The 26,482-nt window shown below is 68.4% G+C and carries 25 protein-coding genes and 3 pseudogenes; 19 read left to right on the top strand and 9 right to left on the bottom strand.

Annotated elements, in window-relative coordinates:
• Window positions 1–222 precede the first annotated feature (222 nt).
• Window positions 223–879, top strand: coding sequence for a GntR family transcriptional regulator (locus tag ABKW28_RS18290; RefSeq protein WP_348612258.1), 657 nt, complete (start codon window positions 223–225; stop codon window positions 877–879).
• Between the two features lie 37 nt (window positions 880–916).
• Here ABKW28_RS18290 and ABKW28_RS18285 read toward each other — a convergent pair whose 3' ends face one another.
• On the bottom strand, window positions 917–2,632 hold the full coding sequence (locus ABKW28_RS18285; RefSeq protein WP_348612256.1) for an AMP-binding protein: 1,716 nt from the start codon (window positions 2,630–2,632) through the stop codon (window positions 917–919).
• A gap of 628 nt (window positions 2,633–3,260) precedes the next feature.
• Here ABKW28_RS18285 and ABKW28_RS18280 point away from each other — a divergent pair.
• From ABKW28_RS18280 to ABKW28_RS18255, 6 genes are read left to right on the top strand one after another with little or no spacing between them, the layout of a single operon-like run.
• Window positions 3,261–3,941 carry a demethylmenaquinone methyltransferase gene (locus ABKW28_RS18280; protein WP_348612254.1) on the top strand — a complete coding sequence of 227 codons (681 nt, stop codon included), beginning with the start codon at window positions 3,261–3,263 and terminating at the stop codon, window positions 3,939–3,941.
• Complete coding sequence (locus tag ABKW28_RS18275; protein ID WP_348612252.1) at window positions 3,938–4,600, top strand: RraA family protein; 663 nt, start codon at window positions 3,938–3,940, stop codon at window positions 4,598–4,600. The genes ABKW28_RS18280 and ABKW28_RS18275 overlap by 4 nt, the downstream gene beginning before the upstream one ends.
• A complete protein-coding gene (locus ABKW28_RS18270; RefSeq protein ID WP_348612250.1) occupies window positions 4,600–5,019 on the top strand; it encodes a RidA family protein in 420 nt (139 codons plus the stop codon). Before ABKW28_RS18275 ends, ABKW28_RS18270 begins: the two co-directional genes overlap by 1 nt.
• Complete coding sequence (locus ABKW28_RS18265) at window positions 5,016–6,035, top strand: amidohydrolase family protein (RefSeq protein ID WP_348612248.1); 1,020 nt, start codon at window positions 5,016–5,018, stop codon at window positions 6,033–6,035. Before ABKW28_RS18270 ends, ABKW28_RS18265 begins: the two co-directional genes overlap by 4 nt.
• Window positions 6,032–6,409 carry a hypothetical protein gene (locus ABKW28_RS18260; protein WP_348612246.1) on the top strand — a complete coding sequence of 126 codons (378 nt, stop codon included), beginning with the start codon at window positions 6,032–6,034 and terminating at the stop codon, window positions 6,407–6,409. Before ABKW28_RS18265 ends, ABKW28_RS18260 begins: the two co-directional genes overlap by 4 nt.
• Complete coding sequence (locus ABKW28_RS18255) at window positions 6,402–7,259, top strand: class III extradiol dioxygenase subunit beta (protein WP_348612244.1); 858 nt, start codon at window positions 6,402–6,404, stop codon at window positions 7,257–7,259. Before ABKW28_RS18260 ends, ABKW28_RS18255 begins: the two co-directional genes overlap by 8 nt.
• Here ABKW28_RS18255 and ABKW28_RS18250 read toward each other — a convergent pair.
• Window positions 7,178–8,314: pseudogene (locus tag ABKW28_RS18250) on the bottom strand (aldehyde dehydrogenase family protein); the annotation flags it as partial. The gene ABKW28_RS18255 and the pseudogene ABKW28_RS18250 sit on opposite strands and share 82 nt — an antisense overlap.
• 1 nt (window position 8,315) lies before the next feature.
• On the opposite strand from ABKW28_RS18250, the gene ABKW28_RS18245 reads away from it, so the two are divergent.
• From ABKW28_RS18245 to ABKW28_RS18235, 3 genes are all read left to right on the top strand, one after another.
• A complete protein-coding gene (locus ABKW28_RS18245) occupies window positions 8,316–8,591 on the top strand; it encodes an aldehyde dehydrogenase family protein (protein WP_348612242.1) in 276 nt (91 codons plus the stop codon).
• Between the two features lie 160 nt (window positions 8,592–8,751).
• Window positions 8,752–9,189 carry a tyrosine-protein phosphatase gene (locus ABKW28_RS18240; protein ID WP_348612260.1) on the top strand — a complete coding sequence of 146 codons (438 nt, stop codon included), beginning with the start codon at window positions 8,752–8,754 and terminating at the stop codon, window positions 9,187–9,189.
• 33 nt (window positions 9,190–9,222) lie between these two features.
• Entirely contained in the window at window positions 9,223–9,450 is a 228-nt protein-coding gene (locus ABKW28_RS18235) for a hypothetical protein (protein ID WP_348612240.1), read from the top strand.
• A gap of 464 nt (window positions 9,451–9,914) precedes the next feature.
• On the opposite strand, the gene ABKW28_RS18230 is transcribed toward ABKW28_RS18235, so the two are convergent.
• Complete coding sequence (locus ABKW28_RS18230; RefSeq protein ID WP_348612238.1) at window positions 9,915–10,886, bottom strand: NAD(P)-dependent oxidoreductase; 972 nt, start codon at window positions 10,884–10,886, stop codon at window positions 9,915–9,917.
• A 340-nt stretch (window positions 10,887–11,226) separates the two neighbouring features.
• Here ABKW28_RS18230 and ABKW28_RS18225 point away from each other — a divergent pair, with 340 nt between their 5' ends.
• The 5 genes from ABKW28_RS18225 (at window position 11,227) to ABKW28_RS18205 (ending at window position 18,331) form a co-directional block, all read left to right on the top strand.
• Window positions 11,227–13,953 (top strand): branched-chain amino acid ABC transporter permease/ATP-binding protein, encoded by a 2,727-nt coding sequence (locus ABKW28_RS18225; RefSeq protein WP_348612236.1) that lies wholly within the window; start codon window positions 11,227–11,229, stop codon window positions 13,951–13,953.
• Window positions 13,934–14,692 carry an ABC transporter ATP-binding protein gene (locus tag ABKW28_RS18220; protein WP_348612234.1) on the top strand — a complete coding sequence of 253 codons (759 nt, stop codon included), beginning with the start codon at window positions 13,934–13,936 and terminating at the stop codon, window positions 14,690–14,692. Before ABKW28_RS18225 ends, ABKW28_RS18220 begins: the two co-directional genes overlap by 20 nt.
• A gap of 15 nt (window positions 14,693–14,707) precedes the next feature.
• A complete protein-coding gene (locus ABKW28_RS18215; RefSeq protein ID WP_348612232.1) occupies window positions 14,708–15,877 on the top strand; it encodes an ABC transporter substrate-binding protein in 1,170 nt (389 codons plus the stop codon).
• A 69-nt stretch (window positions 15,878–15,946) separates the two neighbouring features.
• Complete coding sequence (locus ABKW28_RS18210) at window positions 15,947–17,260, top strand: Rieske 2Fe-2S domain-containing protein (RefSeq protein ID WP_348612230.1); 1,314 nt, start codon at window positions 15,947–15,949, stop codon at window positions 17,258–17,260.
• Between the two features lie 75 nt (window positions 17,261–17,335).
• On the top strand, window positions 17,336–18,331 hold the full coding sequence (locus ABKW28_RS18205; protein WP_348612228.1) for a PDR/VanB family oxidoreductase: 996 nt from the start codon (window positions 17,336–17,338) through the stop codon (window positions 18,329–18,331).
• A gap of 26 nt (window positions 18,332–18,357) precedes the next feature.
• On the opposite strand, the gene ABKW28_RS18200 is transcribed toward ABKW28_RS18205, so the two are convergent.
• Window positions 18,358–19,179: an IclR family transcriptional regulator C-terminal domain-containing protein gene (locus tag ABKW28_RS18200; RefSeq protein WP_348612226.1), complete on the bottom strand. Its 822-nt coding sequence runs from the start codon at window positions 19,177–19,179 to the stop codon at window positions 18,358–18,360.
• A 64-nt stretch (window positions 19,180–19,243) separates the two neighbouring features.
• Between ABKW28_RS18200 and ABKW28_RS18195 the strand changes: the two genes are divergently transcribed.
• From ABKW28_RS18195 to ABKW28_RS18185, 3 genes are all read left to right on the top strand, one after another.
• Window positions 19,244–19,582 carry a hypothetical protein gene (locus ABKW28_RS18195; RefSeq protein WP_348612224.1) on the top strand — a complete coding sequence of 113 codons (339 nt, stop codon included), beginning with the start codon at window positions 19,244–19,246 and terminating at the stop codon, window positions 19,580–19,582.
• Window positions 19,579–20,628 carry a Gfo/Idh/MocA family oxidoreductase gene (locus ABKW28_RS18190; RefSeq protein ID WP_348612222.1) on the top strand — a complete coding sequence of 350 codons (1,050 nt, stop codon included), beginning with the start codon at window positions 19,579–19,581 and terminating at the stop codon, window positions 20,626–20,628. The genes ABKW28_RS18195 and ABKW28_RS18190 overlap by 4 nt, the downstream gene beginning before the upstream one ends.
• 112 nt (window positions 20,629–20,740) lie before the next feature.
• Window positions 20,741–21,322, top strand: coding sequence for a dimethylmenaquinone methyltransferase (locus tag ABKW28_RS18185; protein WP_348612220.1), 582 nt, complete (start codon window positions 20,741–20,743; stop codon window positions 21,320–21,322).
• A 196-nt stretch (window positions 21,323–21,518) separates the two neighbouring features.
• On the opposite strand, the gene ABKW28_RS18180 is transcribed toward ABKW28_RS18185, so the two are convergent.
• The 4 genes from ABKW28_RS18180 to ABKW28_RS18165 are packed head-to-tail and all read right to left on the bottom strand — an operon-like array spanning window position 21,519 to window position 24,679.
• Entirely contained in the window at window positions 21,519–21,884 is a 366-nt protein-coding gene (locus ABKW28_RS18180; RefSeq protein WP_348612218.1) for a hypothetical protein, read from the bottom strand.
• On the bottom strand, window positions 21,841–23,343 hold the full coding sequence (locus ABKW28_RS18175) for a phage integrase SAM-like domain-containing protein (RefSeq protein ID WP_348612216.1): 1,503 nt from the start codon (window positions 23,341–23,343) through the stop codon (window positions 21,841–21,843). The genes ABKW28_RS18180 and ABKW28_RS18175 overlap by 44 nt, the downstream gene beginning before the upstream one ends.
• Window positions 23,343–24,410 carry a tyrosine-type recombinase/integrase gene (locus ABKW28_RS18170; protein WP_302710360.1) on the bottom strand — a complete coding sequence of 356 codons (1,068 nt, stop codon included), beginning with the start codon at window positions 24,408–24,410 and terminating at the stop codon, window positions 23,343–23,345. The genes ABKW28_RS18175 and ABKW28_RS18170 overlap by 1 nt, the downstream gene beginning before the upstream one ends.
• On the bottom strand, window positions 24,356–24,679 hold the full coding sequence (locus tag ABKW28_RS18165; protein WP_348612262.1) for a hypothetical protein: 324 nt from the start codon (window positions 24,677–24,679) through the stop codon (window positions 24,356–24,358). Before ABKW28_RS18165 ends, ABKW28_RS18170 begins: the two co-directional genes overlap by 55 nt.
• On the opposite strand from ABKW28_RS18165, the pseudogene ABKW28_RS18160 reads away from it, so the two are divergent.
• Window positions 24,623–24,835: pseudogene (locus ABKW28_RS18160) on the top strand (integrase core domain-containing protein); the annotation flags it as partial. The gene ABKW28_RS18165 and the pseudogene ABKW28_RS18160 overlap by 57 nt on opposite strands.
• Before the next feature lie 389 nt (window positions 24,836–25,224).
• On the opposite strand, the pseudogene ABKW28_RS18155 reads toward ABKW28_RS18160, so the two are convergent.
• Window positions 25,225–26,403, bottom strand: a pseudogene (locus ABKW28_RS18155) (IS256 family transposase); the annotation flags it as partial.
• Window positions 26,404–26,482 lie beyond the last annotated feature (79 nt).

Here is a 26,482-nt window from a genome sequence, read left to right as displayed (position 1 = left end):
TCCCATGGCCACCACCGGGCAGATCTCGTGACCGTCACCGGGCAGGTTTCATGACCGCCCCTGGGCAGTTCTCACTGGCTCTCGACAGGGGTTGGGGGGCCAAGACTGGGGGTTGGTAACGCCAGGGCCTCTCGGCCTGCGACGAAGACCGGCCGGGGTCGGACACCGCTCTGCGGGGCGCTGTCGGTGCTCACACCCGACTTGCTCTATACACTCCGGATTATGGCGGTGAAGTCGGAGAGAGTCATTCGGGAGACCGGCACGTCCCGGGCGATCGCGGCGATCAAGCGTCGCATCGTGCGTGGGGAGCTGCTCCCCGGAGAGCAGTTGCGCCAGGAGCGACTCGCCACCGAGCTCGGGATCAGCCGGGTGCCGCTGCGGGAGGCATTGCTGGTGCTCGCCAACCAGGGCCTGCTCGACTACCGCAGCCAGCAGGGGTTCATCGTCGCCAAGAGGACGCACGACGAGCTCGCGCAGATCCACTTCCTGCTCGACGTACTCGAGTCCGAGCTGTTGCGCACCCTGGAGTGGCCGGACGGTAAGACGCTCGCGCGGCTCAAGAAGCTCAATTCCCAGATGGCCGATCTTGTCGATGTCGCGGACTGGTTCGAGATCGTGGACCTGAACCACGAGTTCCACAGCGTGCTGTGGCAGCTCTCCACACGCAACCTCATCTCCGAAGAGGTGCAGCGCATCTGGCCGCTGGCCGACGCCTACATCGCCCGGGGCTACCGGAACTCCTCGGACCGCAAGGCCGCCGTGGAGTTCCACGATCGGATCATCGCCGCGATCGAGACCCACAACGAGGCCGAGTTGCTGAAGGCCAGCTCCGATCACCGACGGGCGACCATCGAGGGTGCGGAGCCGACCTTCCTCTGAAAGCTTACGGAGCTCTGAGGGCTCCGAGTGATGCAGGTCAGGCGTCGCCGCGCAGCTCCGGGAACTGGTCCTCGCGCCACTCGTTGACCTCGGTGGTGCCGGTGACGGCCTCCTCCTCGCGTCCGCGCAGGTCGACGCGGCGGATCTTGCCGGAGATGGTCTTGGGCAGCTCGAGGAACTCCAGGCGCCGGATCCGCTGGTACGGCGCGAGCCCGGCGCGGGCGTGGCGGAAGATGTCGGCGGCGGTCTCGCGGGTCGGCTCGAAGCCGGGAGCCAGCGCGACGTACGCCTTGGGCACGGCCAGGCGCACCTCGTCGGGCGCCGGCACGACCGCGGCCTCGGCGACGGCCGGGTGCTCGATCAGGACGCTCTCGAGTTCGAAGGGCGAGATCTTGTAGTCGGACGCCTTAAAGACGTCGTCGGTGCGGCCGATGTAGAAGATGTAGCCGTCGGCGTCGCGGGAGGCCACGTCACCGGTGTGGTAGTAGCCGCCGCGCATCGCGTCGGCGTTGCGCTCCTCATCGTCCTGGTAGCCCGTCATCAGGCTCATCGGTCGCCGAGAAAGGTCGACGCAGATCTCGCCCTCGTCGGCCGGCTCGCCGGTCAAGGGGTCGACCAGGACGATCGGCACGCCGGGCAGCGGCAGCCCCATCGAGCCGGGCTTGACGGGCATGCCGGGCACGTTGCCGACGGCCAGCGGCAGTTCGGTCTGGCCGAAGCCGTCGCGGATGGTCAGGCCCCAGTGCTCGCGAACCTGGTTCATCACCTCCGGGTTGAGGGGCTCTCCGGCGGACAGCAGCTCGCGCAGTGCGCCGGGACCACCCGACAGGTCGGCTTTGATCAGCATCCGCCATACGGTCGGGGGAGCGCAGAAGGTGTTGACCCCGGCCCGACGCAACTGGCCGAGCAGGGCGGCCGCGTCGAAGCGCGAGTAGTTGTAGATGAAGATCGTCGCCTCGGCGATCCAGGGCGCGAAGAAGCAGGACCAGGCGTGCTTGGCCCAGCCGGGCGAGGAGATGTTGAGGTGCACGTCGCCGGGCTTGGCCGCGAGCCAGAACGACGTCGCGAGGTGCCCGACCGGGTAGGAGACCTGGGTGTGCTCGACGAGCTTGGGGCGGCTGGTCGTCCCGGAGGTGAAGTAAAGTAGCTGCGGGTCGCTCGGGGCGGTACCCGGGTGCTCGGCGGCCGGTACGCCGAGCGCGTACGCGTCGGCGTACAACAGCCAGCCCTCGGGGGTAGCGGCGCCGGAGGGGGCCACCGCGAGGCGGGTGTAGTCGCCGGCGACGCCGTCGAATTTCGCGGTGTCGACGGCGTTGACGATCACGTGCCGGGCGCCGCCACGGGTGATTCGGTCGACCAGCTCAACGGGGCCCAGCGCCGTCGTGGTCGGCAGGATCACCGCACCGATCTTCATCACCGCAAGCATCGCCTCCCAGAGCTCGACCTGGTTGTTGAGCATGAGCAGGACCCGGTCGCCACGACCGACCCCGATGCCGCTCAGGTGGGCCGCTACCTGGTCGGAGCGTCGCGCCATCTCGTCGAAGGTGTAGCGGGCCTCTCTGCCGTCCTCCTCCACGATCCACAGCGCGATGCTGTCGTTGCCGCGCGCAAACGCGTCGAACCAGTCGATGGCCCAGTTGAAGCGGTCGCCGAAGTCAGGCCAGACGAAATCCTGGACCGCCTTCGAGTAGTCGCTGGACAGGCTCTGCAGTAGGTCGCGGGCCTGGCGGTACTTTTCGGTCTCCGTGCTCATCTGTGCGCCCCTCTTGGCAGTTGGTCGATGTCCGATAGGTGTCAAGTTGGTTTGTCGCCGACCATGACCCAGTCATATTCGGGGTTGCAGCGGCGTAGGACACACCCTATTGTCTTCAGAACTGAATTCGAAAGTCCATGCAGGCAGCTCGCCATGCTCCCATAGGGCCGCGGCGGTACGAAGGAAGGCGGCACGTGGGCTCAGCGCTGACCGACGGCATTGACCTGATGGACCTCGAAGTCTTCACCTCAGGTCGTCAGCACGACCTCTTCCGACGGCTTGGTGACACGGCTCCCATCTGGTGGAACGACGAGAAAGACGCGGGCCGGCTTCGGTCGCTGTTTCGCTACGCGGAGGACGTCCGCGCGGCGATGAATGACCAGCCGCGCCTGCCCAACGCCGAGGTGAGGTCTGGTTCGGCCAGATCGGCGCGGGTGCCTCGGGGGGCGACGTGGAGGCGGCGCTCGCGAGCGTGCTTGCCGAACTCACGACCCTGCTGTCTTGGGGGGAGATGGGGGCCCGCGCCTGAAGCGAATGCAAGATTGCATTCAATCAGAAATGCAAGTAGCGTCACCTCGTGCCCCCGATACCTGAGGACGTGCAACTGATGGCTGCCGATCAACCCCCAGTGACGTCGGACGCGACCCGCGTCGCGCGCCTCAGGGCGCTCGACACCTGCGCCGTCTCGGACGCGCTGGACGCCCTCGGGCTCGTCGGTGCGGCGCTGGGCCTGCACTCGGTCACCGGGCGCCACCATGTCGCCGGACGCGCCGTCACTTTGGAGCTCGTCGAGGCAGGTACCGTAACCGCCCCACGCCACCTCGGCACCGCCGCGGTGGACGCCTCGGGTCCCGATGACGTGATCGTGGTCGCCCACGCCGGGCGCCCGCACGTCTCGGGCTGGGGCGGGGTGCTCAGCGCGGGCGCCCGTCGCCGCGGCATCGAGGCCATCGTCGTCGACGGTGCCGTGCGCGACGTCGACGAGGCAACCGCCCTCGGTCTTCCCGTCTTCGCCGTCACCGGCGTACCCGTCACCGCGCGCAGCCGCGTCGTCGAGCGCGACTGGAACATCGACGTCGAGATCGCCGGGATAGCGGTGCGTCCCGGCGACTACGTCGTCGCCGACGGCAGCGGCGTGGTCTTCGTCCCGGCCGGCTCGATCGACGCCGTGCTCGACAAGGCCGAGCTCGTCGTCGCGAAGGAGCGCGCCATGGTCGAGCGGGTCGACCAGGGGATCCCCATGGTTGACGTCATGGGCGCCGACTACGAAATCCTCCTCACCACCACCCAGAAGGACACCAGCCGATGACCGAGACCCTCGACCCGACGCTGCGCGACCTGCTGCTGCTCGACACCAGCCACGTCAGCGATGCCATGGACCGCTTGGGCATCCCCGGGCAGATCGCCGGCCTGCTCCCGCTGCAGCGCACCGACCGGCTGGCCGGGCGCGCGTTCACCGTGCGCTACGTCCCGATCACCGGGACCGGCGGCACCGTCGGCGACTACATCGACGACCTCGCTCCCGGCACCGCCGTCGTGATCGACAACGCCGCCCGTTTCGACACCACCGTCTGGGGAGACCTGCTCACTGCCACCGCCTCGCAGAAGGGCCTGGCCGGCACCGTCATCGACGGCGTCTGCCGAGACTCCGACCGCGCCGTGGAGCTCGGCTACCCGGTCTACGCCCGCTCGCGCTGGATGCGGACCGGCAAGGACCGGGTTCGGGTCGAGAACTACGACGTCCCCGTCACCGTCGGCGGTGTCTGCGTCGAGGCGGCTGACTACCTCCTGGGCGACGCAGACGGCGTCGTGTGCGTGCCCGCCGCCCGGATTTCCGAGGTGATCGACCTGTCCGTCGGCATCCGCGACGCCGAGGACGCCATCCGCCAGGCCGTCGAGGCCGGTGCCACTCTGCGCGACGCCCGAGCCGCTGCCGGCTACCACGCGCTGCAGACTCGGAGGAACTGATGAGCACCCCGAAGCCGACCTGGCGACGCTCGATCGAGGTCGAGGGACTCCACCACGGCGGCGCCCCCATCCCGCAGGCCTCGCTCGTGGGCTCCCTGCTGATGTCCAGCGGCATCAACGGCATGGACCGAGAGGGCAAGATCCCCGGGGATGCCGCCACCCAGGTCGCGCTGATCTTCGACAACATCGCTGCGCTCGTCGAGGCCGCCGGCGGCACCCTCGGCGACATCGCGAAGTGCACCTTCTTCGTCAGGGACCGCTCGATCCGCGAACTGATCGACGAGCACTGGGTCGCGGCTTTCCCCGACCCGGCCAGCCGACCGGCACGTCACACCCTCGTCCAGCAGCTCTCGGCCGCGCAGCACCTCCAGTGCGAGCTGGTCGCCAACCTCGAACACCTCGAAAGGCACGACCGATGATCATCGACGCCCACGCCCACCTCGTCGCCCCGGACGGTCTGTACGCGTTCCGGGCCAACCTGCTCGCCAACGGCGGCTACCACTTCGGCTCGCCGAAGGTGAGCGATGACGACGTGTCCGCGTGCGCGGCGATCAACGTCGCGGCCCTCGACGAGGTCGGCACGGATGTGCAGCTGCTCTCGCCGCGGCCCTACCAGATGGGTCACTCGATGACGCCGGTGTCGCTGGTCGAGCCGTGGATCGCCGCCCACAACGACGTCATCGCCCGCACCGTCGCGATGCACCCGACCCGCTTCGCTGGCGTCGCCGGTCTCCCCATCGCGCACGGTCAGCCGGTCTCGCACGCCTTCCCCGAGCTGCACCGCGCGGTCGACGACCTCGGCTTCGTCGGCGTCGTGGTCAACCCCGACCCCGCCGAAGGCACCGGCGTCACGCCGACCCTGAACGAGGAATACTGGTGGCCGCTCTACGAGAAGCTGATCGAGCTCGACGTGCCGATGCAAATCCACTCGGCCGGCTGCTACTCCGGGCGCGAGTCCTACAGTGAGCACTTCATTACCGAGGAGTCGATCGCGATCCTGTCGCTGCTGCGCAGTGACGTCTTCGCGCGCTACCCCGAGCTGAAGATCATGATCTCCCATGGCGGCGGGTCGGTGCCCTACCAGATCGGTCGCTGGCAGGCCGAGCGGCTGCTGCCGCTGCTGGGTGGCAACGAGGACGAGGAGCGCTTCGAGGTCTCGCTGCGCCGGTTCTACTTCGACAGCGTGCTGCACAACCCGGCCTCGCTGGAGCTGCTGCTGCGCACCGTGGGCCCGGACCGGGTGCTCTTCGGCACCGAGCGCCCAGGCAGCGGCTCGGCGATGAACCCGGACACCGGTCACCACTTCGACGACATCAAGCCCGTCGTCGAGAGGATCGCCTTCCTCAGCGACGCCGACCGCCGCGCGATCTTCGAGGACAACGCCCTCGCCGCGTTCCCGCGACTTGCGAAGCGCCTGTCCCGGGTGGACGCTTGAGCGAGCGGGCGCCGGATCCGGACATCGAGGGGGAGATCCCCGGCACCGTCGTCTTCGACGGTCGCCGGTCCCGGGTCGGGCTGCCGCTGAACAATCTCGCGATCGCCCTCAACAAGGAGGCCGAGCGCGCGGCGTTCGTCGCCGAGCCGGAAACGTTCATGGAGCGCTTCGGCCTCGACGAGGAGCAGCGCGACGCGGTACGCCGGCGCGACTTCCACCGGATGATTGAGCTCGGCGGCAACATCTACTTCATCTACAAGATCGGCATGGTCGACGGGCTCAAGGTGCCCGACATCGTGGCGAGCATGGCCGGTCAGACCACCGAGGAGTTCATCGAGATGATGCGTAATGGCGGGCGGAAGCCCCATGGCTGAGGTCGTCGCCGGAGTCGGCGTGTCCCACATCCCGGCGCTCGGCGCGATGATGGAGGGGACTTCGGGCGGTCCCACGGCGACCGTCTTCGACACCTTCGCCCCGATCCGGGACTGGGTGGCCGAGCGCGAGCTCGACACGCTGATCGTGATTTACAACGACCACGCCTCGGCGTTCTCGCTCGAGCTGCTGCCGACCTTCGCCATCGGCGCCGCGCCCTCCTACGCGCCGGCCGACGAGGGTTACGGGCCGCGTCAGGTGGCCGTGGCCGAGGGCGACCTCGACCTCTCGTGGCACCTCATCGACAAGGTCATTCCCGAAGGCTTCGACCTCGCGGTCTGCCAGCAGCTCGACGTCGACCACGGGTTCACCGTGCCGATGACGGTGCTGTTCGGCAGCCCCCAGGAGTGGCCCGTGCGGGTCGTCCCCATCGCGGTCAACGTCGTGCAGCAGCCGACGCCCAGCGCACAGCGCTGCTTCGACCTCGGTCGGGCGATCGGTCGTGCTGTCGCGTCGTTCGGCGAGGAACGCCGAGTCGGCGTCATCGGGACGGGCGGCATGTCGCACCAGCTGCAGGGTCGCCGGGCCGGGCACATCAACGAGGTGTTCGACAGGCGCTTCCTCGAGGAGATCGTCGACCACCCCGACCGGCTCGCCGGGCTCACCAACACCGAGTACATCCACGAGGCCGGGTCCGAGGGAGCCGAGCTCGTGATGTGGCTGGTGATGCGGGGCGCGCTCTCGGACAAGGTGGTCGAGGGCTACTCCGGCTACCACATCCCGGTGTCCAACACCGCGGCCGGCATCGTCGCGCTCGACAACGTCGGTGCCCCGGTCGGCGTCGTCGGATGACCTCGACGTCGGCGATCGAGCTGTAAGACGACATCTACGTCGGCGGCGGGTGGGTCGCCGCCTCGGCGTAGAACCGCATCGACGTGGTCGACCCGGCGAGCGAGGAACTCCACGCCCGCGTGCCCGACGGCGACGACACCGACGTGAACCGGGTCGTCGCCGCGGCCCGCCGGGCCCTGCCGGCCTGGAGTCCCACCCCCGTCGCCCAGCGTGCCGCGCGGGCGCGGCCGCGGGCCTTCGCCGACGCCGCGACCCGCCGGTGACGGCGGCGCACCCTCCTGCTGCCCGATCCGGATGTAGCCCTCGACGCGCTCGCGCTGACGCGCGGACACCGCCGGACTGAACACTGTAGAGGGACCGAGGCGATCGCCATGCGGCGCGGACCCGACGGCATCGGCCACCCGGTCCACGATCTCTTCGTAGCGCGACGCGGGGGCGAGGAGCCGGGTACACGCGTAGCAGGTCTGGCCGCTGTTTCGCAGGCTCAGCCGGATGACCGAGCTCGCCAGCAGGTCCAGGTCCCCGTCGTCCAGCAGCACCGCGGCCGACTTGCAGCCAAGCTCAAGGGTCACCGGTCGCAACATCCGCCCGCAGGTCTTGCCGATAACCCGTCCAGTAGCGGTTGAGCCCGTGAACGCGACCTTGTCGACGTCGGGATGCTCCACCAGGGCGGCACCGGTGGCCGGGCCGCCGGTGACGACGTTATTCACTCCGGTCGGCAGGCCCGCGGTCTTGGCCACCGCGACCAGGGCACGCACGTGCGTCGGCGTCTCGGGCGCGGGCTTGATGACCGTAGTACACCCCGCCATCAGCGCCGGCGCGAGCTTGGTGAGGACCAGGCCGAGCGGGTAGCTCCACGGCGCAATCAAGCCTGCCACCCCGACCGGGAGCCGACGTACGACGGCCTCGGCGTCGAGGCCCACGAACGGGCGGACCTCGTCCTCGACGTATGACGTCTGGTCGGCGTAGTGCCGCAACTGCACCGCCGCGTGGTGGCCGGCGCTCCCCGTCTCGAGGACCGGGGAGCCGTTCTCGCGGGTCAGCAGGGGCGAGAGCGTGTCATTATTGCCTCCAGGGCCGGCCCATCTCGACGAGGGCTACTTCGTGGCTCCGACGGTGTTCCGCGATGTCGACCCCGGCATGCGGATCGCCCAGGAGGAGATCTACGGTCCGGTCCTGAGCATCCTGCGCTACGACGACGCCGACCATGCCGTCGCGGTCGCCAACGACAGTCGCTACGGCCTTGGGGGCGCGGTCTTCGGCGTCGACGAGCAGCGCGCCGTGGAGGTCGCCCGGAGGATCGAGACCGGTAACATCAGCGTCAACCTTTAACGCGTCCAACCACGCGGCGCCCTGCGCCGGTCGCAAGGAGAGCGGGCTGGGCGTGGAGTTCGGTCCGGAGGGCCTCGCGGAGTACCAGGTGTTCCAGTCGGTGCATCGTCGGCGGCACGCATGAGGCGCCCCGGGTCCTCAACCTGCGGGGCATGCGCGGCTGCCGACGACCGACGGGCGCCGGGTCCGTGATGGCGTGCCTTACCGCAGCGGCACCCCGCAGCTGCTTACCGAGGACGACGGCCGGGCCCTCGCTGACGAGCTCGGCCTGCGGCTCGTGGCCGACCTGCGGTCGCCGGCCGAGGGCACGTCTGAGGGCGAGGGCGGTCTCGCCGTCTCCGACCACCGACGCCTTTCGGTGCCGCTGGTCGTCGCCTCGACCGTGCAGGAGGGCTCACCCGTCCCGCGCTTCGCCGACCAAGACCCGTTGGCCCCGCACTACCTCGCCTACCTTGACCACTCCCAGGACGAGATCGTGGCGCTGGTCCGCGCGCTGGCCGAGCCGCAAGGCGTGCGCGCGCTAGTGTACTGCACCGTGGGCAAGGACCGCACGGGTGCGGCGATGATGATGGTGCTCGACGCCATCGGGGTTGAGTGAGCGGCGATCGCCGAGGACTACGCCTCGGGCTCCGTGGAGCTGAACGGGGTCTTCGACCTTCTCATCGCCCTCCCGACGTACGGCGAGCGGCTCTCGGCGATGCCTGTTGAGGCCAAGCGCGCCGAGCCCGAGGCGGCGCTGCGCTACCTCGACGAGCTGGACCGGCGCCACGGTGGGGCCAAGGCGTGGCTTTTTGCCGCCGGTCTCAGCAGCGCCGACGAGCTGGACGCGCTGAGCGACCAGCTCGCCAAGCCGCTCTGATTCAGACCCGCCGGGAGGCGTCGCGGCGCTCGCTGACTGATGGTCAGTGGTGGTCTTATGTTGCGCGGTCAGTCCTGCCGGCCGGAGGATGTCGGCCAACGTTCCTCGCTGGTATCGCCGCCGACTGATGTGGTGTGCAGCCTTGCGCCCTCGGCGAAGGGGGGGGGGCAACTATGGTCATCGCGGGCGACTTGAAACGGCCGCTCGAGGCCGGCATCCACCGATGGCCGTGTCAGTGACACCTAGACCGTTGGGACACCTGGGTGCTTCGTGACCCTCGAAAGCAATGAGCAGCACGCCGACTGCCCAGAACGAAGTCCTGGCGTCGGCGGTCGACCATGTCCGGCTGCGCTCCGGTAGCGCACGTAGCTCGGTCTATTTCTAAGGAGCAGAACAGCCACCGGACGGTCGGTCCGGTGGCTGTCCTCGTTCGTCGGCCGTGGGGCGCGGGAAGCGAGCCCGCCTCAGAGCTCGTGCTCTCGCAGCCACTCGGCGTACTCGCCGATGGCCTCGGTCACGCTATAGCGCGGCTCGAACCCCAGCTCGTCGCGCAGACGCGTCACGTCAACGACCATCTTCAGCGCGGGCGGCTCGTCAGCGGGGGTCTGCGCGAGCTCGTAGTCGAAGCCCGGTACCGCGGCCTGGACGGCGTGGAGGATTTGCTCGTTGGTCAGCACCTCGCCGCTGCCGATATTGTAGACGGGGTGCGCGAGGTCCTTCTTGAGGTGCAGTCCGGCGATGGCTCGGGCGATGTCCTTGACATAGAGCTGGTCGTAGCCGAAGTCCGCGCGCGGACGGCCGTCGGGCTCGCGAGGGAAGGTCGGCTCGTCGCCCTTGACTGCGGCGCGGACCATCCGGCTCGGCACGTTGAGGAACGTGCGGTACATCGGGCCGAAGGCGCCGGCGGGACGCACGGTGACGATGTCGAGGTCTTGCTGGCGGCGGTACATGCTGGCGATTGACTCGAGGGTCTTCTTGGCCCAGGACTGAACGATGAAGTGGTCCTCGGACTCCTGCAGGGGCACGGGCTCGTCCTCGCGGTACGGCAGCTTGGTCTGCGGAAGTCCGTAGTAGACGTCGAACGAGCTGGTCATCGTGAGCCGCTCGACGTCGAGCTTGCGGGCCGCCTCGAGGACGTTGACGTAGTTGGCGACGCGGGAACGGACCTCGTCGGCCGGGTCCATCTCCTTGGGCGGGTAGCCGCTGATGTCGATCATGCTGGTCGGCCGGTACTTGTCGGCGACCGCCATCACGCTGTCCGCGTCCCGGAGGTCGACCGGCTCCAGCACGGCGTCACCACGCTCCACGGCGGCCCGGAGGTACGGCGTCTCGCGGTGTCGCGAGTAGGTGGTCAGCACCACCTGCTCTCCCTGCTCGATGAGCTCCGCAGCGGTGTGCAGGCCGATAAAGCCCGTACCTCCCCAAATCACGATCATGGACGTCCTCCTTGTGGTGTGAGCCACCACCGTAAACTCGAACAATTCTGAATGCAATCTTGCACGCATTGGCGGTTTGCGCAGGTCAACCTAAGTTTTCCGCATAGCGGAAGATCGTGACCGCGATCTCGACTTTGGGCTGCCTGGCTGTAAGTGTCCGACGTCACAGGTCCCTGGGTCGGGGCGGTGTCGCCGCGTGTAAGCGCCCCGGTCGACTCTGGTGGGCCGTCGACGAACCGGTCGCGTCGCTCGCAGGGCGCCCGCGTTCGTGTCGTGGCGTGCAGCGCCAGACGAACCATCCGGATTCGACCGGCCAGTCCGGGATGAGGAGGAGACACACATGGTCCAGAGCCTGATCGGCGGTCTTACCGTCGGCGCGATCTACGCGCTGCTCGGACTCGGCATCGTCCTGGTCTTCCGAATTTCGGGGATCGTCAATCTCGTCCAGGGCGAGTTTTACGTCTGGGGCGCGCTGTCCGCAACCACCCTCATCGCCCTCGGGGTGCCTCTCCCGGTCGCGCTGCTCCTCGCGGTTGTGGCTATCGGGTTGCTGGCCGCCGCCCTCAATCGGGTCGTGCTCTCACGGCTTGCCGAGGCGCCGCACGCCGCGCAACTGCTCGGCACCCTCGGCCTGGCCCTGTTGATGTCGGGCGTCGCCAAGCTCCTGTGGGGAACCGGCCAGCGCAGCCTGCCGGAGGTCATCGACCGCGAGCCTGTCAACTTTCTCGGCGCCCGCCTGAGCATCCAGACGATCATCTTGTGGGCCGTGACGGCGCTCGTGTGCGTCCTGTTCTGGTACATGCTCCAGCGCACGGGTATCGGTCGGAAGATGCGCGCCGTCTCGGCGCTGTCTTCGCGCGCCGGCCTGCTCGGCATCGACGTGCGCTCCCTCTCGATGGCGGCCTACGGCCTCGCCGGCGCCGCCGGCGCGCTCGCCGGGGGCCTCGTCGCGCCGCTGGTCTTCGTCGACTACCAGTCCGGCCTGCTGCTGACCATCTACGGCTTCATCGCGGCCGCCTTCGGCGGGCTGCGCTCGGCGACCGGCGCCGTGATCGGCGGGGTCGTGCTCGGCGTCACCGAGTCGATGGTTTCCTACTACTGGGACGCTGCCTTCAAGACGCCGGTCGCGCTCAGCCTGCTGATCGTGCTGCTGATCGTGCGAGCCGGTGGCAGCGCCAGCGTTACCGGCTTCCTTGCAACCCGTCGGGCCACCCGCGCCGTACGCCGTCCCGTGACGCCGCTGGCCCTGACCCGCTCCTCGCTCACGGCCCGCCTCGGCGCCGCCCGCCTGGTCGGCATCAGTTTCGCGGCCATCGCGGTCATCGCGTTGGTCGGCCCGCTCGTGTTCTCGCCCTACTGGCTGTCGATCATCACCTTCGCCGGCATCCTGGTCATCGTCGGCGTCGGCCTCGACCTACTGCTCGGCTACACCGGCCAACTCTCGCTGGGCCAGACCATGTTCATGGGGGTCTCCGCCTACATCGTGGCGATCACCAGCGCGCGCTGGACCGAGTCGCCCTGGCTGGGGGCCCTGGTCGCGATCGTCGGCACGTCGGCCGTGGCCGCGGTGCTCGGACTGGTCGTGCTCCGGCTCGAGGGCTACTACTTCGCGCTCGCCACCGTCGCCCTCGCGATCGGTGCCGAAGCGCTCGCCAACGGCCTGCCCGACCAGCTCGGTGGTCCCTCCGGCCTGGGGGTCTCAACCCCCCTGACCATCGGCGGCTTCACGTTGGCCACGCCCGAGCGGCTTTTCTCAGTGGTGTGGATCGTGGTCGCGGTCGTGGTCGCGCTCTCGCTGCGCCTGGTCCGCTCCCGCTTCGGGTCGGCTGCCACGGTGGTCGGCCACGACCCCGACTTGGCCGCCGCGATCGGCGTCTCGGCGTTCGCCGTCAAGCTCAAGGTGTTCGTGCTCTCCGCCGCCTTCGCCGCCGTCGCGGGCGTGCTCTACGCCCACACGCTGCTGTACGTAGCCCCGCCCGTGCTCGGCCTTACCGGCGGGCTGGACGCGATCATCGGACTGCTGTTGGGCGGCTTCGGCACGGTGTTCGGCGCGGTGTTGGGCATCCCGGCCATCGAGTGGGTTGGTCAGACCGCGCCGGCGACGTACCACCTCACGATTTACGGCGGCGCGATCGTCGTCCTGGTGCTGCTCGTGCCGCGCGGCCTGGTCGGTGGGGTGACCGCTCTGGTGGGCCGGGTCCGCCACGGTTCCGGCACGCCGAGCGCGACGGACCTGGCCGAGTACGAGGTGCCAGCCGACCTGGTCGACGCTCCCGCAGCTCTGATGACGACCGCCGAGGTCGAGGGTGCCCCGCGCACGGCGATCCTGATCGCCGACGGCGTCGGTCGGAGCTTCGGCGGCCTGCGGGCCCTCGACGACGTCTCCCTCGCGGTGGCCCCCGGCCGGATCCTCGGGCTGATCGGGCCCAACGGCGCCGGCAAGAGCACCTGCCTCAGCGTGCTCGCCGGCAGCACCGTCGCTTCGGACGGCACCGTCAGTCTGGGCGGCCAGGACGTCACAGCCGTCGGCGCCGACGCCCGCGCCCGCCTCGGCGTGGCCCGGACCTTCCAGCTGCCCCGGGTGCCCGGTGACATGACGGCGCTCGAGGTCGCCACGCTCGGCGCCTACCGTCGCTCGTCTTCGGGGATGGTTCGCGGCCTCGTCGGCTCGACTCTCGCCGAGCGGCGCGCCATGGTCGAGGCCGGCCGGGCCGCCCTCGCCGCGACGGGCATCGCCCACCTCGAGAACGTGCCCTCGCGACTGCTGTCCACCGGGCACCAGAAGATGCTCGAGTTCTCCCGTGCCCTGGCCGGTGCACCGACGGTGCTCCTGGCTGACGAGCCCGCGGGCGGGCTCTTCCCCGACGAGATCGAGCGACTCTCCGCGCTGCTGGGCCGTCTCGCCTCCGAGGGGCTGGCCATCGTGCTCGTCGAGCACGAGATGGGCCTTGTGATGGGGGTCAGCGACGAGATCGTCGTCCTCAGCGAGGGCAAAGTCATCGGCTCGGGCACGCCCGAGTCGGTCCGCAACAATCAGGAGGTGCTCGATGCCTACCTCGGCGTCTAGCAAGAGCGCGGCTGCGAGCAGCAGCAGCCTCGTCGTCACCGACCTCGTCGCCGGGTACGGCCAGGTGCAAGTGTTGCGCGGCGTCTCGATGCAGGTGGCCGCCGGCGAGCTGGTCTCCGTGCTCGGCCCCAACGGCGCGGGCAAGTCCACGCTGCTCAAGGCGATCATGGGTGCCGCCGACGTCGTCAGCGGCGACGTGCTCATCGACGGTGAGCCGAGGCGTCGTACGAAGACCCACCAGCTCGTCCGGTCCGGCGTCGGGATCGTCCCCGAGGGCCGTGCCCTGGTGCCGGACCTGACAGTGGAGGAGAACCTCCGGCTCCAGCTCGACGCGCTGCCCGGACGCCGTACGGCGAGCGACGCTGCCGCGGCGTTCGCCGAGACCTTCGAGCTCTTCCCACGCCTGGCCGAGCGGCTCACCCAGCTCGCCGGCTCCATGTCGGGCGGCGAGCAGCAGATGCTCGCCATCGCCCGTGCCCTCGTCGCCCGCCCGCGCCTGCTGCTGCTCGACGAGCCGTCGCTGGGCCTGGCGCCGCGCCTGATCGCTCAGGTGTTCGAGGCACTGGCCGAGGTGAACCGCCGCGGGTTGACCGTGCTGGTCGCCGAACAGAACGTGGCCGCCGCCACCCGGGTTTCGTCGAGGTCCTACGTGCTCAGCGGCGGTCGAGTCGTTCTCGAGGGCGACTCCAGCGAGATGAACGACGCGGAGAGCATCCGTTCCGCGTTCCTTGGAAGCTAGGGAGAACAAGCACAGATGAAGGCATACCAGAGCAAGATCCTCGCCACCGCGATAGCAGGCGTCTCGGCGCTCGCGATGGCCGGCTGCGGCGGGGGCGACGACACCGCGTCCAGCGGCGCCGACGGCAACTACCAGGTCGGCGTGATCCTGCCGCTGACGGGTCCCGCCTCGCTGATCGGCACCGACTTCGAGTCCGCCCTGAAGGTCTTCCAGGACATCGACCCGGACGCCCAGGACGTCGACATCGAGTACGTCGTGTGCGACGACGAGACCACGCCCGAGGGCGCGGCCAACTGTGCGCGCAAGCTGGTCCAGCAGGACCAGGTCGACATGGTCTTCGGTCCGATCCTCGGAGGCACCTTCGAGGCGGCCAAGGCCGTTCTCCAGGCCGGCCCGCCGACGATCACCTCCTCGCCCTACGTCGACCCGCCGGCGGGCTCCTCGGTCTTCACCGCCTCGGGCTCGGCCATCGACCTGGACCGCACCACGCTGGAGTACGCGAAGGCCAAGGGCTACCAGAAGGTCGCCGTCCTCGCCGCCAGCGACACCACCGGCCAGACCGCCGTCGACAACCTCAACGAGCTCAACGAAGAGATGGACCTCGACATCACCGTCGAGACGATGGCGCCGACCGACGTCGACGTCTCCGCCCAGCTCAACCGACTCAAGAACACCGACCCCGACTACGTATACGTCGCGGCCTCCGGCGCGGCGGCCGGCGTGGCCCTCAAGGGCCTTGACCTGCTGGGCATGTCTGACATCCCGACCGCAATGATCTGGTCCAACACGACGTCCTCGTTCTTCGAGGCCGCCCAGGACTTCCTGCCGACCGACCTCGAGTTCGCCGTCGCGCCCTCGTGGCTGCCCGACGAGCTGGAGGACGCCGAGCGCGCCCAGCAGGTCAAGGACTTCCAGGCCGCGTTTGAGAAGGAGACCGGCGCCGCGCCCTCCTTCGTCGTCCAGGGTGTTTACGACTCCTTCCAGTTGATTTCTTCCACGCTAGAGGAGGGCGGTGGCGACAAGCAGAAGATGCTCGACTACCTCAGCGGTCTCACCGACTTCCAGGGACTCAACTGGACGCTCAGCTACAGCGACGAAAACCACCGGGGCAGTGACACCGGCAATTACGTGATGATGCGCTACGACGGCGCCACGGGTTCCTGGAGCCTGTCCGACCCCGCCTGACCCCGCCTGCCGGCCGCCGGTCTGCGGGGCGGCGGCCGGGCTCGATCTACGAACCGAAAGGAATTCGCCATGCTGTCTGTCGAGGACAACGAGACTCTCACGAGGGTCGGTCCGGGCACGCCCATGGGCGAGCTCTTCCGACGTTTCTGGCTGCCCGCCATGACGAGCGACGAGCTGCCCGTTAACGACGGGGACCCCATCCGCCTGCGGCTACTCTGCGAGGACCTGGTCGGGTTCCGCGACACCAACGGCAAGGTCGGGATCATGGGTGCCCGGTGCCCGCACCGCCAGGCGCCGCTGTTCTTCGGTCGCAACGAGGAGTGCGGCATCCGCTGCGCCTACCACGGCTGGAAGTTCGACGTCGACGGCAACTGCGTCGACATGCCCAACGAGCCGCCCGGGCGTCAGTTCAAGCAGCGGATCAAGCAGGTCGCGTACCCCACGCACGAGCAGGGCGGCGTCGTGTGGATCTACATGGGCCCGGCCGAGCACCAGCCTGAGCGGATCCCGCAGTTCGAGTGGGTGACCGCCCCGGAGGGCCACCAGTTCGTTGCGAAGTGGCTGCAGCGCACCAACTGGGCCCAAGGCATGGAAGGCGAGATCGACACCAGCCACATCTCGTTCCTGCATTCCAGTAAGGAGGCCTACAACCCGGAGGCGCTGGTAGCGCAGTCGCCCATTGTCTTGGACCGGGCTGCCCTCGATGGTGCTCCGCGACTTAGCCTCTTGGAGACGTCGTACGGCTTCTGCTACGGCGCGCGCCGGACCCTCGACGAGGAGTACTACTGGCGCGTGACCAAGTGGCTCTTCCCGATGTACAGCATGATCCCGGGGACCGCCTCCGGTGGCGCGGGCCGCTGCTGGGTGCCGATCGACGACGAGCACACCTGGACCTTCCACTACCAGTGCCGCGACGACCGACCCTTCAGCGAGGACGAGGTCAGACAGTTCTGGAAAGGCGGCGGGTTCCCGCCGCGGGTTGAGCGCCGACCCTACACCCTGCCCGACGGCTACATCATCGACGGCTGGGTGCCCACGGCCAACCGCGAGAACGACTACCACATCGACCGCGACATGCAGCGCGACGTGAACTTCACCGGTATCTGGGGCGTCAACGAGCAGGACCGCAGCCTCCAGGAGGGCATGGGCGGGCAGATCGTGGACCGCAGCAAGGAGCACCTCGGCACCGCAGACGTGGCGGCGCTGTCGGCGCGCCGGCTGCTGATCAACATGGCTCGCAAGCTGCAGAAGGGGGAGAACCCGACGGTGCCGCATGAGCCTGACTTCTACAAGCTCCGCCCGCTGGAGGTCGTCACCGAACTCGACGACTTCTCCAGCGTGCTCGACAAGTACGACGAGACCCTCGGCACCGCCACGATGTGATGTCCGGGCGCCTCGCGCGCCCGGCTTCACCGCCTGCCGACCGCTCCCCCCGCCGACAGACCATGAAGGTGTGACGTGACCATCACCGAAGCACACGCCCCCGGCGCCGACGGCGACGCGACCAGCCACCGCCCTATGTTAGTGCGCCAGATGCGGCTCGAGGCCGACAACGTCGTCTCGATCGAGCTGGCCGACCCGACGGGCGACGCTTTGCCCGCCTGGGTCCCCGGCAGCCACGTCGAGGTCCGGCTGCCCTCGGGGCTGCTGCGGCAGTACTCCCTGTGCGGACCGCTCGACGAGCCCGGGTCCTACCGGATCGCCGTGCTCCGCGAGGACACCGGTCGCGGCGGCTCGCTCGAGATCCACGACCAGGTCCGCGTCGGTGCCCAGGTCGAGGTCAGTCGACCGCGCGACCTCTTCCGTGTCCCGGACGCCGCAGGCTATCTCTGCCTGGCCGGCGGCATCGGCGTGACACCGATCCTTCCCGTCGTCGCCCGCGCGATGGCCGTCGGCGTGCCCGTCCGTGTCGTGTACGGCGGGCGCACCGCGAGCGCGATGGCCTTCGTCGACGAACTCGTCGACAGCCTCGGCGACCAGCTCACCCTGGTGCCGCAGGACGAGCAGGGCATCCCGGACTTCGGGTCGCTGCTCGACGACCTGCCCGAGGGCTGGGTCGTTTGTGCCTGCGGGCCGGGCGCGATGCTCGAGGCGGTGGAGGCGGCGTGCGCCACCCGCGGTCTCCAGGGACGGTTGTCGATGGAGCGGTTCTCCGCTGTTACCGGTGACATCGACGAGTCGCTGGTCAACGCGCCGATCACCGTCGAACTGGTGCGCAGCGGCCGCACCGTCGAGGTGCCCGCCGACCAGAGCATCCTCGACACGATCAAGGACGACGCGCCTGTCGTCTACTCCTGCCAGGAGGGCTACTGCGGCACCTGCGAGGTGCGGGTGCTCGGCGGCCTACCCGATCATCGCGACACGGTCCTCACCGACGAGGAGCGCGAGGGCAACGAGTCGATGATGATCTGCGTCAGTCGGGCCAAGGACGGCCTACTGAGGCTCGACCTGTGACAGGACCAGTCACCGGGTCCGGGGTCTCAGCGCTGGCGCAGCCGCTCGTGTATGTCGTCGGTGATGGCGACCGAAGCGCTGCGCACGAGAGGCAGTCGCTCGTGCAGGCCGACCCGGTCGAACTCCTCGACCGGACCACTCACGGTCAGCGCACCCAGGATCTCGCCGGTCAAGCCGTAGACCGAGACCGCGATCGCACCCGAAGGCAGCATGTTCTCGCCCAACTGGACGGCGTAGTGGGCCCGGCGCACCGCGGCCAGCTCCTTGAAAAGCTGGTCCTTGGAGGTGATCGAGCGCGCCGTCACCGGGGGCAGCCGCTCGTGCGGGTAGAGACGATTGAGGTGGCTTGCGGTCAGCGTCGAGAGCAGCAGTTTGCCGGAGGCCAGGGTGTGCAGCGGGCGGCTGGCGATGAAGTCCGGAGTGGCCAGCTGCACCCCCGACGTCAGGTGGGCGTCGAGCGAGGTGGCCCGCGAGGAGTCCATCCGGATCAACCAGATCTGCGCCGGGATCCGCCGGCTCAGCTCCTCCAGGTGGGGGTAGGCGATCTCGCGCAGGTTGATCTGCGACAGGGCACCGAGGGCGATGTCTAGCAGCTTGTGCCCCGCCTCGTACCTGCCTCCCGAGCGTCGCTGCACCGCGAAGCCGGCATCGGTGACGGTGCGCAGCAGCCGGTGGGCCGACGAGATGCCGACTCCGAGCAGGCGGGCCGTCTCGGTGACGGAGATGGACCCGTTGTGCTCGAGGTGCTCGAGAAGCAGCAGGGCGTTGCCGACCGACGAGAGGGACGAGGAGGACGCCGGAGCAGGCCTCGTGCGCGTCGGCTTCGGATCCGAGTAATCGGACGTCATGTCACGATCTTATCCATCAGGGCACCCGCACGGGTGCCGTCATCACTCGAAGGGCAACTGAAGCATGGACATCACCGGCCGCTCCACCAGCGACGTGGACGTGGTGGTCTGGGAGGACGACTTCCTGACCGCTCCCAGCCTCGACGGGCTTCTCCACCGGCTGTCGCTCACCGAGGCTGACGAGCAGTTCTTCTTCCGTGAGGCGGAGTTCGACGCGGCCTACCGCCAGGTGGTGATCGAGCTCAGCAACCTCGATCACGGCTCCTCCGCGCGACGCACCCTGCTCGAGGATCTCAAGGCCGAGATCTGGGTCGGCCACGACCACATCGGAGAGCGGGACGCCGGTGCTGCCCAGGACTCTGTGCGTCGGCTACAGGAGCTGCTGCGCGCCAGCAAGCGATGAGCTCGGCACCGCTGCGGGTCGGGGTTGCCGGGCTCGGTCTCGCCGCCCGGCTGGTCGTCGAGTCACTGCTCGAGGATCCGCGGGTCGAGCTCGTCGCCGGCGCCGACCCCGACCCGGCGTCTCGTGAGTGGTTCGTCGAGGCGACTGGCGGTCTCGTGCACGAGAGCGTCGAGGCGCTGTGTGCGGCCGGGGCCGACGTCGTGTGGGTCGCTACACCCACCCGGCTGCACCGCCAGCACGTCCTGCTCGCGGTCGCGGCCGGCGCCGACGTCGTCGTGGAGAAGCCGATGGCCGTGTCGGTCGCCGACTGCGACGCGATGGTCGCGGCCGCCGCCGCGGCGGGGGTGTTGCTGCTCGCCGGCGGGGTACGCAGCCTGGACCCGGCCTTCCGCGCAATGCGGGCGGTGGTAAATTCCGGCCGGATCGGGGAGCTGCGCACGGTACAGAGCGCTTCCTTCACTGCCTGGCTGGCCCGGCCGCGCAGCGCTGCGGACCTCGACGAGGCGCTGGGCGGCGGACTGCTCTTCAACCAGGCACCGCACCAGCTCGATGTGGTGCGCACCCTCGCCGGAGGAGCGCGGGTTACGTCCGTGCGCGCCCGGGCAGGTGCGTGGTCGAGGACCCGGCCCGGTATCGGCTACTATACGGCCGACGTGGAGCTCGAGGGCGGTGTCTTCGCCTCCCTGACCTACGACGGCTACGGGCGGATCGACCCGTCTGTGGACCGCGTGCACGAGCCGTGCGAGCGGTGCGCCACGCAGCGGCCGTGGGTCCCTACCGACGCCGGGGTCGTGGTGGCAGTGTGCGGGGAGGGTGAGGTCCGCCAGGTCGCGCATGGACTCGAGGTCTCCACCGCCGAGGGACGCACCCTGGTCGACGTACCGGACGGTGACGCCAACACGGTCGCTGTAGACCAGCTGCTCGCTGCGCGTGCCGGTGTCCCGCTGGAGCAGTCGGGACGGTGGGGACGAGAGACCCAGGCCGCGGTCGTCGCGCTCGTGGAGTCGACGCGTCGAGGTCGAAGGGTTCAGTTGAACCACATGTGAATGCGCTATTGCATTCAACATCGCTTCCCCTTACCGTCGAGCCGTGACGCTCGCCACTGACCCATCGGCCTCATCCGCCCCCTCGACTGCGCCTCGGTTCTCTTCCGCGACGGTGCACGAGGCGGCCGGTCGGATCGGCGCCCTACCCGCGCGGCTTCGTCCGGCCTACCCCGGTGCGATCGTCGACGGCCCGGCCTTCCCTGTCCTGTGCCCCGTCGGCGACAACCTCTGGCTGCACCGCGCCGTTTACGCCGCGAGCCCTGGCGACGTCCTGGTGGTCGCCACCACGGGCACGGACGAGTTCGGCTACTGGGGCGAGATCCTCAGCGAAGCCGCCAAGGCGCGGGGTCTGGGCGGTCTCGTCATCGACGGCGGCGTGCGTGACACTGAGGTCCTGGGTCGTGTCGGCTTCCCAGTGTTCTCCGCCCTGACGTGCCTGCGCGGCACGATCAAGAACCCCGAGCTCGGCGGCGGGACGCCGCTCGAGGTCGTGTTTGGCGAGACGTCGGTACGCCGCGGTGACCTCGTGGTCGGCGACCTCGACGGCCTCGTGGTGATTCCCGCCGCCGACGAGGCGCAGGTTCTTGCGGCCTCCCAGGCTCGCGAGGACAAGGAGGCGACGATCATCGCCGAGCTTCGTGCCGGCGCCACCAGCTTGGACCTGTACGGCATGCCGGGCGGGCACGACTTCTGAACCCTGAATCGCCCCGGGTTTCGTGGAGGCTCGGTTAGTTGGTTCCGACCTCGATGAGGACCGGGTTCTCACGGTAGTGCTCGGTGGCCTGGGCCGCCCAGTGGTTGGCCTCGAACTCGGCGGGCGGGACGTGGCCAAGTTTGCCGTGCAGGCGCCTGTGGTTGAACTTATGCAGGTGATCGTGTCAAGGCCCGTGTCATGACGCGTCGTGGTCGAGGCGCTCGAGGAGCCCGTCGAAGATCTTCTGTCTAGCGACTTGGCCCTTGCTCTGGGCGTCGTCGCGTTGGGCTAGCAGGGTGGGTCGGAACTCGATGGTGGTGACGAAGAAGGTGCAGGACTCGCAGATCGACTCGAAGTGGCAGTCGGTCTCGACGGGTCGGGCGCAGTGGCCGTTGCCGAGCATGCGGCGGTGCATCTCGCCGCGTAGTTTCCGCATCTCGCTGCCTTCATCGTCGGATTCGAGTCGCCGGGATCGGTCGTAGAGGGCTTCGACTTTCTCGGTGACGTTGAAGTACTCCTCAGCAACGGTCTTGTCGGCGATCCGGGCGTAGATCATTGTCATGGCGAGGGTCTTGTGTCCGAGCAGGGCTGCGATGGCATCGATGCTCATGCCGCGGTTGATCGCTTGGGTGGCCAGGGTGTGGCGGAGCTGATGGGCGGTGACGTGGCCGATGCCGGCTTCGTGGGACAGCCTGCTCAAGGCGGTCGATACCCGAAGGCTGCTGACGGGTCGGTTGTTCTCCAGCAGGAGTCGCTGGGACCGTAGCCCGGTCGGACGGTGGTTCGTGATCCAGTCGTCGAGCATCTCCTTGAGCTGGGGGGTGCAACGGGATGTAGCGGTCGTTGTGGAGCTTCCCAACCGGGATCCGCAGCCAGAACGCTGACCCGATCTGGACGACGGCATCGACGTTCAGGGCGAGGAGCTCGCCCTTGCGGATCCCGGTACGGGCGAGGAGTTCAACGATGAGCCGCGACAGCGGGTCGGGATCAGCTCGGCTGGTGCGCCTCAGCTTCGCGGCCGCGGCGTCATCGAGGAAGCGGGGCAACGGCTTGTCGATGATCGGGAGGTCCCCGGTGAAGAGCAGTGGCCGTTGTGGAGGATTGGGGTAACCCCACTCGGTGATCCGGTCGAAGAAGCAGTGCAGGTTGATCAGCCGGTTCTTGATCGTGACTCGCTTCAGCGGCTTGCCGGTGTAGCGACCGTGCCGTGCCCCGAGCCAGAGCTTGTAGTCCTCGATGTGGCTACGTGTCAGGTCGGCGCAGGTGGCGACGTCGGGCCGGTTCGCTCCGATCCAGGTCCCGAACTCGCGCAGAGCCTGGTCGATGCCGTGGATCGTGTTCGGGCTCAGTGACAGCTCGACCTGGGCGATGTAGCGGCGCGCGGCGTCGGCGAACTCCTCTGGCGCATCGCTCCAACCGGTCATGGTGACCGGCGCCTTGGCGACGTGTCGCTTGGGCTGGGTCAGTTGACCGTCGTGGAACAGCGTGAGCCGCAAGCGGGTGAAGATCGCCGACATGTTCCGTCCCGAGCTGGACATCCCGCGCCGGGCATAGGCGGTGACGATCTCGTCGCGTGCGGTGGCGAAGTCGTGATCGGTGAGCCGCTGTGGTGCGACCCCGGTGACGGCCGTGGCCTTCATCAGCGCATTCCACTGCAAGCTGACGTCCGCGTGCTGCAGTCGAAGTCGCTCAGCTGCCTCGAGGAACCAGGCATAGGTGTCGGGGCAGTGTCCGCGGGCGACCATGCCCAGGCGCAGGTCGATGTCGGTCATCAAGTCGGCTCTGATGGTGAGCTGGCCGGTGACCAGCAGCCAAGAGGCAAACGAGCGTGCCTTGCCGATCGCGTCAGCCTGCTCGACTATTGCGAGTTGGCTCCAGCCACCGGCCCGGTCCACTCGGCGCGCGAACGTGTGGGCAGCCTGCGTGGTCGAACGACCGGTCTTTCGAACCAGCATCCTCATCGCGGACAGGTACTGCTCGACCTGTCCCTGACTGGCCGACATCGGCACCGCAGCCGGCATCAGTACTCACCGCTGTCGTCGACAAGGTCACGACTGTCATCGCCGATGCCTTGCGCGTCGATCGCCTCGCTAGCGCGCCGATACTCCTCAGCGAGCCAGTCGTTGGCCAGGTGGAGGTAGATCCGGGTCGACTCGATCGAGCGGTGGCCGGCTTGTGCCTGGATGGCCTCCAGCGCCATCCCGGCCTCACGGAGCCGGGTGAAGCACGTGTGCCGCAGCTGGTGGCAGGTCAGCTGCTCGATCCCGGCGCGGCGCCGGGCGCCGGAAACGATCTCGTCCAACCCAGCCGCCGACAGCGGCTGGCCGCGTCGAGGTCCCTTCAGCACCACGAAGACGTGATCATCTATCGCGACCTCAGGCCTCTCCTCGTCGAGGTAGCCGCCCAGGGTCGCGAAGAAGCGCTGGGAGACCGGCACGATGCGCTGATGCCCGCCCTTGCCCTCAGCGACGAAGAGTCGGCTCTCACCGGGCCGAACGTCGCCCAGACGTAGACCGAGCACCTCACACCGGCGCAGCCCGCCGAGCAGCATCGCCTCGACCATCGCCCGGTCGCGGCGCGTACGGAGCGCAGCGACGAAAGCGTCGGCCTGGACCGGATCGATCACCCGCGGCAGCGTGCGTGGTGCGCGGATCAACGGGACACCCCGCACAGCTCGTTGACCAGGACGCCGCACCGCCAGACCGCGAGGAACTGGGTTCTGGGCCACAGCAGTGTCGCCGCGGATGATCAAATACTCATACAGCCCAGCGATGCTCGCGAGCCTGCGTTTGATCGTGCGCGCCGACAGCCCTTGTTCGCCGTCCTCGATCCGCACCACCTTGGCACCGTGTCGCGGTTCGCGTTGAGCTTTGATGAAGGCCAACACATCGCTCACGGTGACCTCGACGGGGTCCCTTCCGACCACCGTGAAGAAGACCTTCAGATCGAAGGCCGTCGCGATCACCGTGTTCGGTCGAGCCCTGGCCGTGACGAGATCCAAGTAGGCATCCAGCAGCGGATGACCCAGCCGGATCAGCTCACCGCCGCCCGGACGAGGTGTGCGCAGCAGACACGGCGTGAAGACCATGGAGGAGTCCCCGATCGATACGGCAACCCTCCTCCCGAGTCCTGACGACCCGGGAACGGATCACCTGCATATCGTGACCAGTCGGTGTACTCAGCGACTGCGATCTCGACGTCGCTGACTGACTTCCAGCCGCCCTTGGGACGCATGACCGGATTGCGGATGCATTCGGCCTTGAACAGCGAGTTGAGCGCCTCGGCCATCGCGTTGTCGTAGCTGACAATGCGCTCGCCGAGTCGTTCAACGCCACCCTCAAGCGCGAGATCCTCCAAGACGCCGCCTGCTGGCCCGACGAACTCAGCTGCCGCCGCCAGCTGTTCAAGTGGCTGACCCGCTACAACACCAAGCGGCGCCACTCCTGGTGCCGCTACCAGTCCCCGATCGCCTACGAGACCAGCTACACCGCTACGCTGCCAACCGCTGCGTAATCAACCCCCGTGTCCAAGAACCGGGGGTAGGGCCCGACCTCACGCTCGAGCTCGGCCAGCCTGGTCGCGTCATCTGTCGTGGTGCCTGGCCGGACCCCGCCGTCGATCTCGGCCCGGCGAACCCAATTACGCAACGCCTCGGGGTGGACCCCGAGCTGATCGGCGGCCCGCTTGATCGCTCCCCGTGACGAGGCGGGGTCCTTCCGGGCCTCGATCGCCATCCTCGTCGCCCGCTGCTGTAGCTCAGCGCTGTACTTCCTCGGTGCTGCCATGACTCTCATCATCCTTCCCAGGAATGAGAGCCTCCATCAGACCCGGGGCGATCCACTCTGCGCGTTCCTCGGCGATGGGGGTCTGTCCGAAGAACGGTGTAAGCAGCGATTCCATTGTTAGAGGTTCTCCGGGGCCGGCATCCGGTCCGCGAAGGTGATGGCGAAGGCGTTGAGTGCTGGCTTCCACCTCATCGTCCATCGTGTCTGACCGGTGCCTTTGGGGTCTAGCGATCTGGTGACCATGTAGAGGCACTTCATCGCTGTCTGCTCGGTCGGGAAGTGGCCGCGCACCGTGACCGCTCGGCGGTAGCGGGCGTTCAACGACTCGATGGCGTTGGTCGAGCACAGGACCTTGCGGATCTCGGCGTCGTAGTCGAGAAACGGGGTGAACTGCTCCCACGCCGATCGCCACAGGCCACTGATCGCGGGGTAGGGCTTGCCCCATTTCTCGTCGAACTCCTCGAACGCCCGCCAAGCCGCCTCGCGGGTCGGTGCCCCGTAGATGGGCTTGAGGTCCGTGGCGATTTGTCCCCAGTACTTCTTCGAGGCGTAGCGGAAGGTGTTGCGGATCAGGTGGATCACGCAGGTCTGCACGATCGCCTGGCCGAACACGGCCCCGACGGAGTCGGGCAGGCCCTTGAGGCCGTCGCAGATGACGAAGAAGATGTCCTCCACGCCGCGGTTCTTCAGCTCGGTCAACACCTGGAGCCAGAACTTCGCTGACTCCCCGCCACCGGTGCCTGCCCAGATGCCGAGGATGTCCTTGTGACCGGCCAGGTCGACACCGATGGCGGCGTAGATCGGGCGGTTGCCGACCTGGCCGTCGCGGATCTTGACGTAGATCGCGTCGATGAACACCGCGGCGTAGACCTTCTCCAGCGGCCGCGAGGTCCACTCGGCCATCTCGGCCACGACCTTGTCGGTGATCCTCGAGATCGTGTCCTTCGATAACGACGCCCCGTAGATCTCGGCGAAGTGGGCGCTGATCTCGCCGGTAGTCAGACCCTTGGCGGCCAGCGACAACACGATCGTGTCCACATCGCCCAGGCGTCGTTGGCGCTTGGCCACGATCACCGGGTCGAAGGTGCCCTCACGATCACGCGGGACGGCGATCTCGATCGGCCCGACGTTGTCGGTCAGGACCGTCTTGGTCCGGACCCCGTTGCGGGAGTTCCCGCTATTGCGGCCGGCGACCTCGTGCTTGTCATAGCCCAGATGCTCAGACATCTCCTCGTCCAGAGCGGTCTCGATCACCGTCTTGGTCAAGACCTTCAACATGCCATCAGGGCCGGTCAACGGGGACTGCTGCACGAGTAGGTGACATCTGATCTGTGGTGCCGAGAGGTGCCGCTGGAAGGATGTACACCGTGCCCAA

Source organism: Nocardioides sp. 31GB23, from assembly GCF_040012395.1.
GTDB classification, from domain to species: domain Bacteria; phylum Actinomycetota; class Actinomycetes; order Propionibacteriales; family Nocardioidaceae; genus Nocardioides; species Nocardioides salarius.
This window is presented reverse-complemented; position numbering and strand designations above follow the sequence as displayed.

Bases quoted from the DNA above. Each gene is read 5' to 3' on its own strand.
- ABKW28_RS18290 (WP_348612258.1), top strand. From the start codon at position 223: ATGGCGGTGAAGTCGGAGAGAGTCATTCGGGAGACCGGCACGTCCCGG.
- ABKW28_RS18285 (WP_348612256.1), bottom strand. From the start codon at position 2,632: ATGAGCACGGAGACCGAAAAGTACCGCCAGGCCCGCGACCTACTGCAG.
- ABKW28_RS18275 (WP_348612252.1), top strand. From the start codon at position 3,938: ATGACCGAGACCCTCGACCCGACGCTGCGCGACCTGCTGCTGCTCGAC.
- ABKW28_RS18270 (WP_348612250.1), top strand. From the start codon at position 4,600: ATGAGCACCCCGAAGCCGACCTGGCGACGCTCGATCGAGGTCGAGGGA.
- ABKW28_RS18265 (WP_348612248.1), top strand. From the start codon at position 5,016: ATGATCATCGACGCCCACGCCCACCTCGTCGCCCCGGACGGTCTGTAC.
- ABKW28_RS18255 (WP_348612244.1), top strand. From the start codon at position 6,402: ATGGCTGAGGTCGTCGCCGGAGTCGGCGTGTCCCACATCCCGGCGCTC.
- ABKW28_RS18230 (WP_348612238.1), bottom strand. From the start codon at position 10,886: ATGATCGTGATTTGGGGAGGTACGGGCTTTATCGGCCTGCACACCGCT.
- ABKW28_RS18225 (WP_348612236.1), top strand. From the start codon at position 11,227: ATGGTCCAGAGCCTGATCGGCGGTCTTACCGTCGGCGCGATCTACGCG.
- ABKW28_RS18220 (WP_348612234.1), top strand. From the start codon at position 13,934: ATGCCTACCTCGGCGTCTAGCAAGAGCGCGGCTGCGAGCAGCAGCAGC.
- ABKW28_RS18215 (WP_348612232.1), top strand. From the start codon at position 14,708: ATGAAGGCATACCAGAGCAAGATCCTCGCCACCGCGATAGCAGGCGTC.
- ABKW28_RS18210 (WP_348612230.1), top strand. From the start codon at position 15,947: ATGCTGTCTGTCGAGGACAACGAGACTCTCACGAGGGTCGGTCCGGGC.
- ABKW28_RS18200 (WP_348612226.1), bottom strand. From the start codon at position 19,179: ATGACGTCCGATTACTCGGATCCGAAGCCGACGCGCACGAGGCCTGCT.
- ABKW28_RS18195 (WP_348612224.1), top strand. From the start codon at position 19,244: ATGGACATCACCGGCCGCTCCACCAGCGACGTGGACGTGGTGGTCTGG.
- ABKW28_RS18190 (WP_348612222.1), top strand. From the start codon at position 19,579: ATGAGCTCGGCACCGCTGCGGGTCGGGGTTGCCGGGCTCGGTCTCGCC.
- ABKW28_RS18180 (WP_348612218.1), bottom strand. From the start codon at position 21,884: ATGACAATGATCTACGCCCGGATCGCCGACAAGACCGTTGCTGAGGAG.
- ABKW28_RS18175 (WP_348612216.1), bottom strand. From the start codon at position 23,343: ATGCCGGCTGCGGTGCCGATGTCGGCCAGTCAGGGACAGGTCGAGCAG.
- ABKW28_RS18170 (WP_302710360.1), bottom strand. From the start codon at position 24,410: ATGGTCTTCACGCCGTGTCTGCTGCGCACACCTCGTCCGGGCGGCGGT.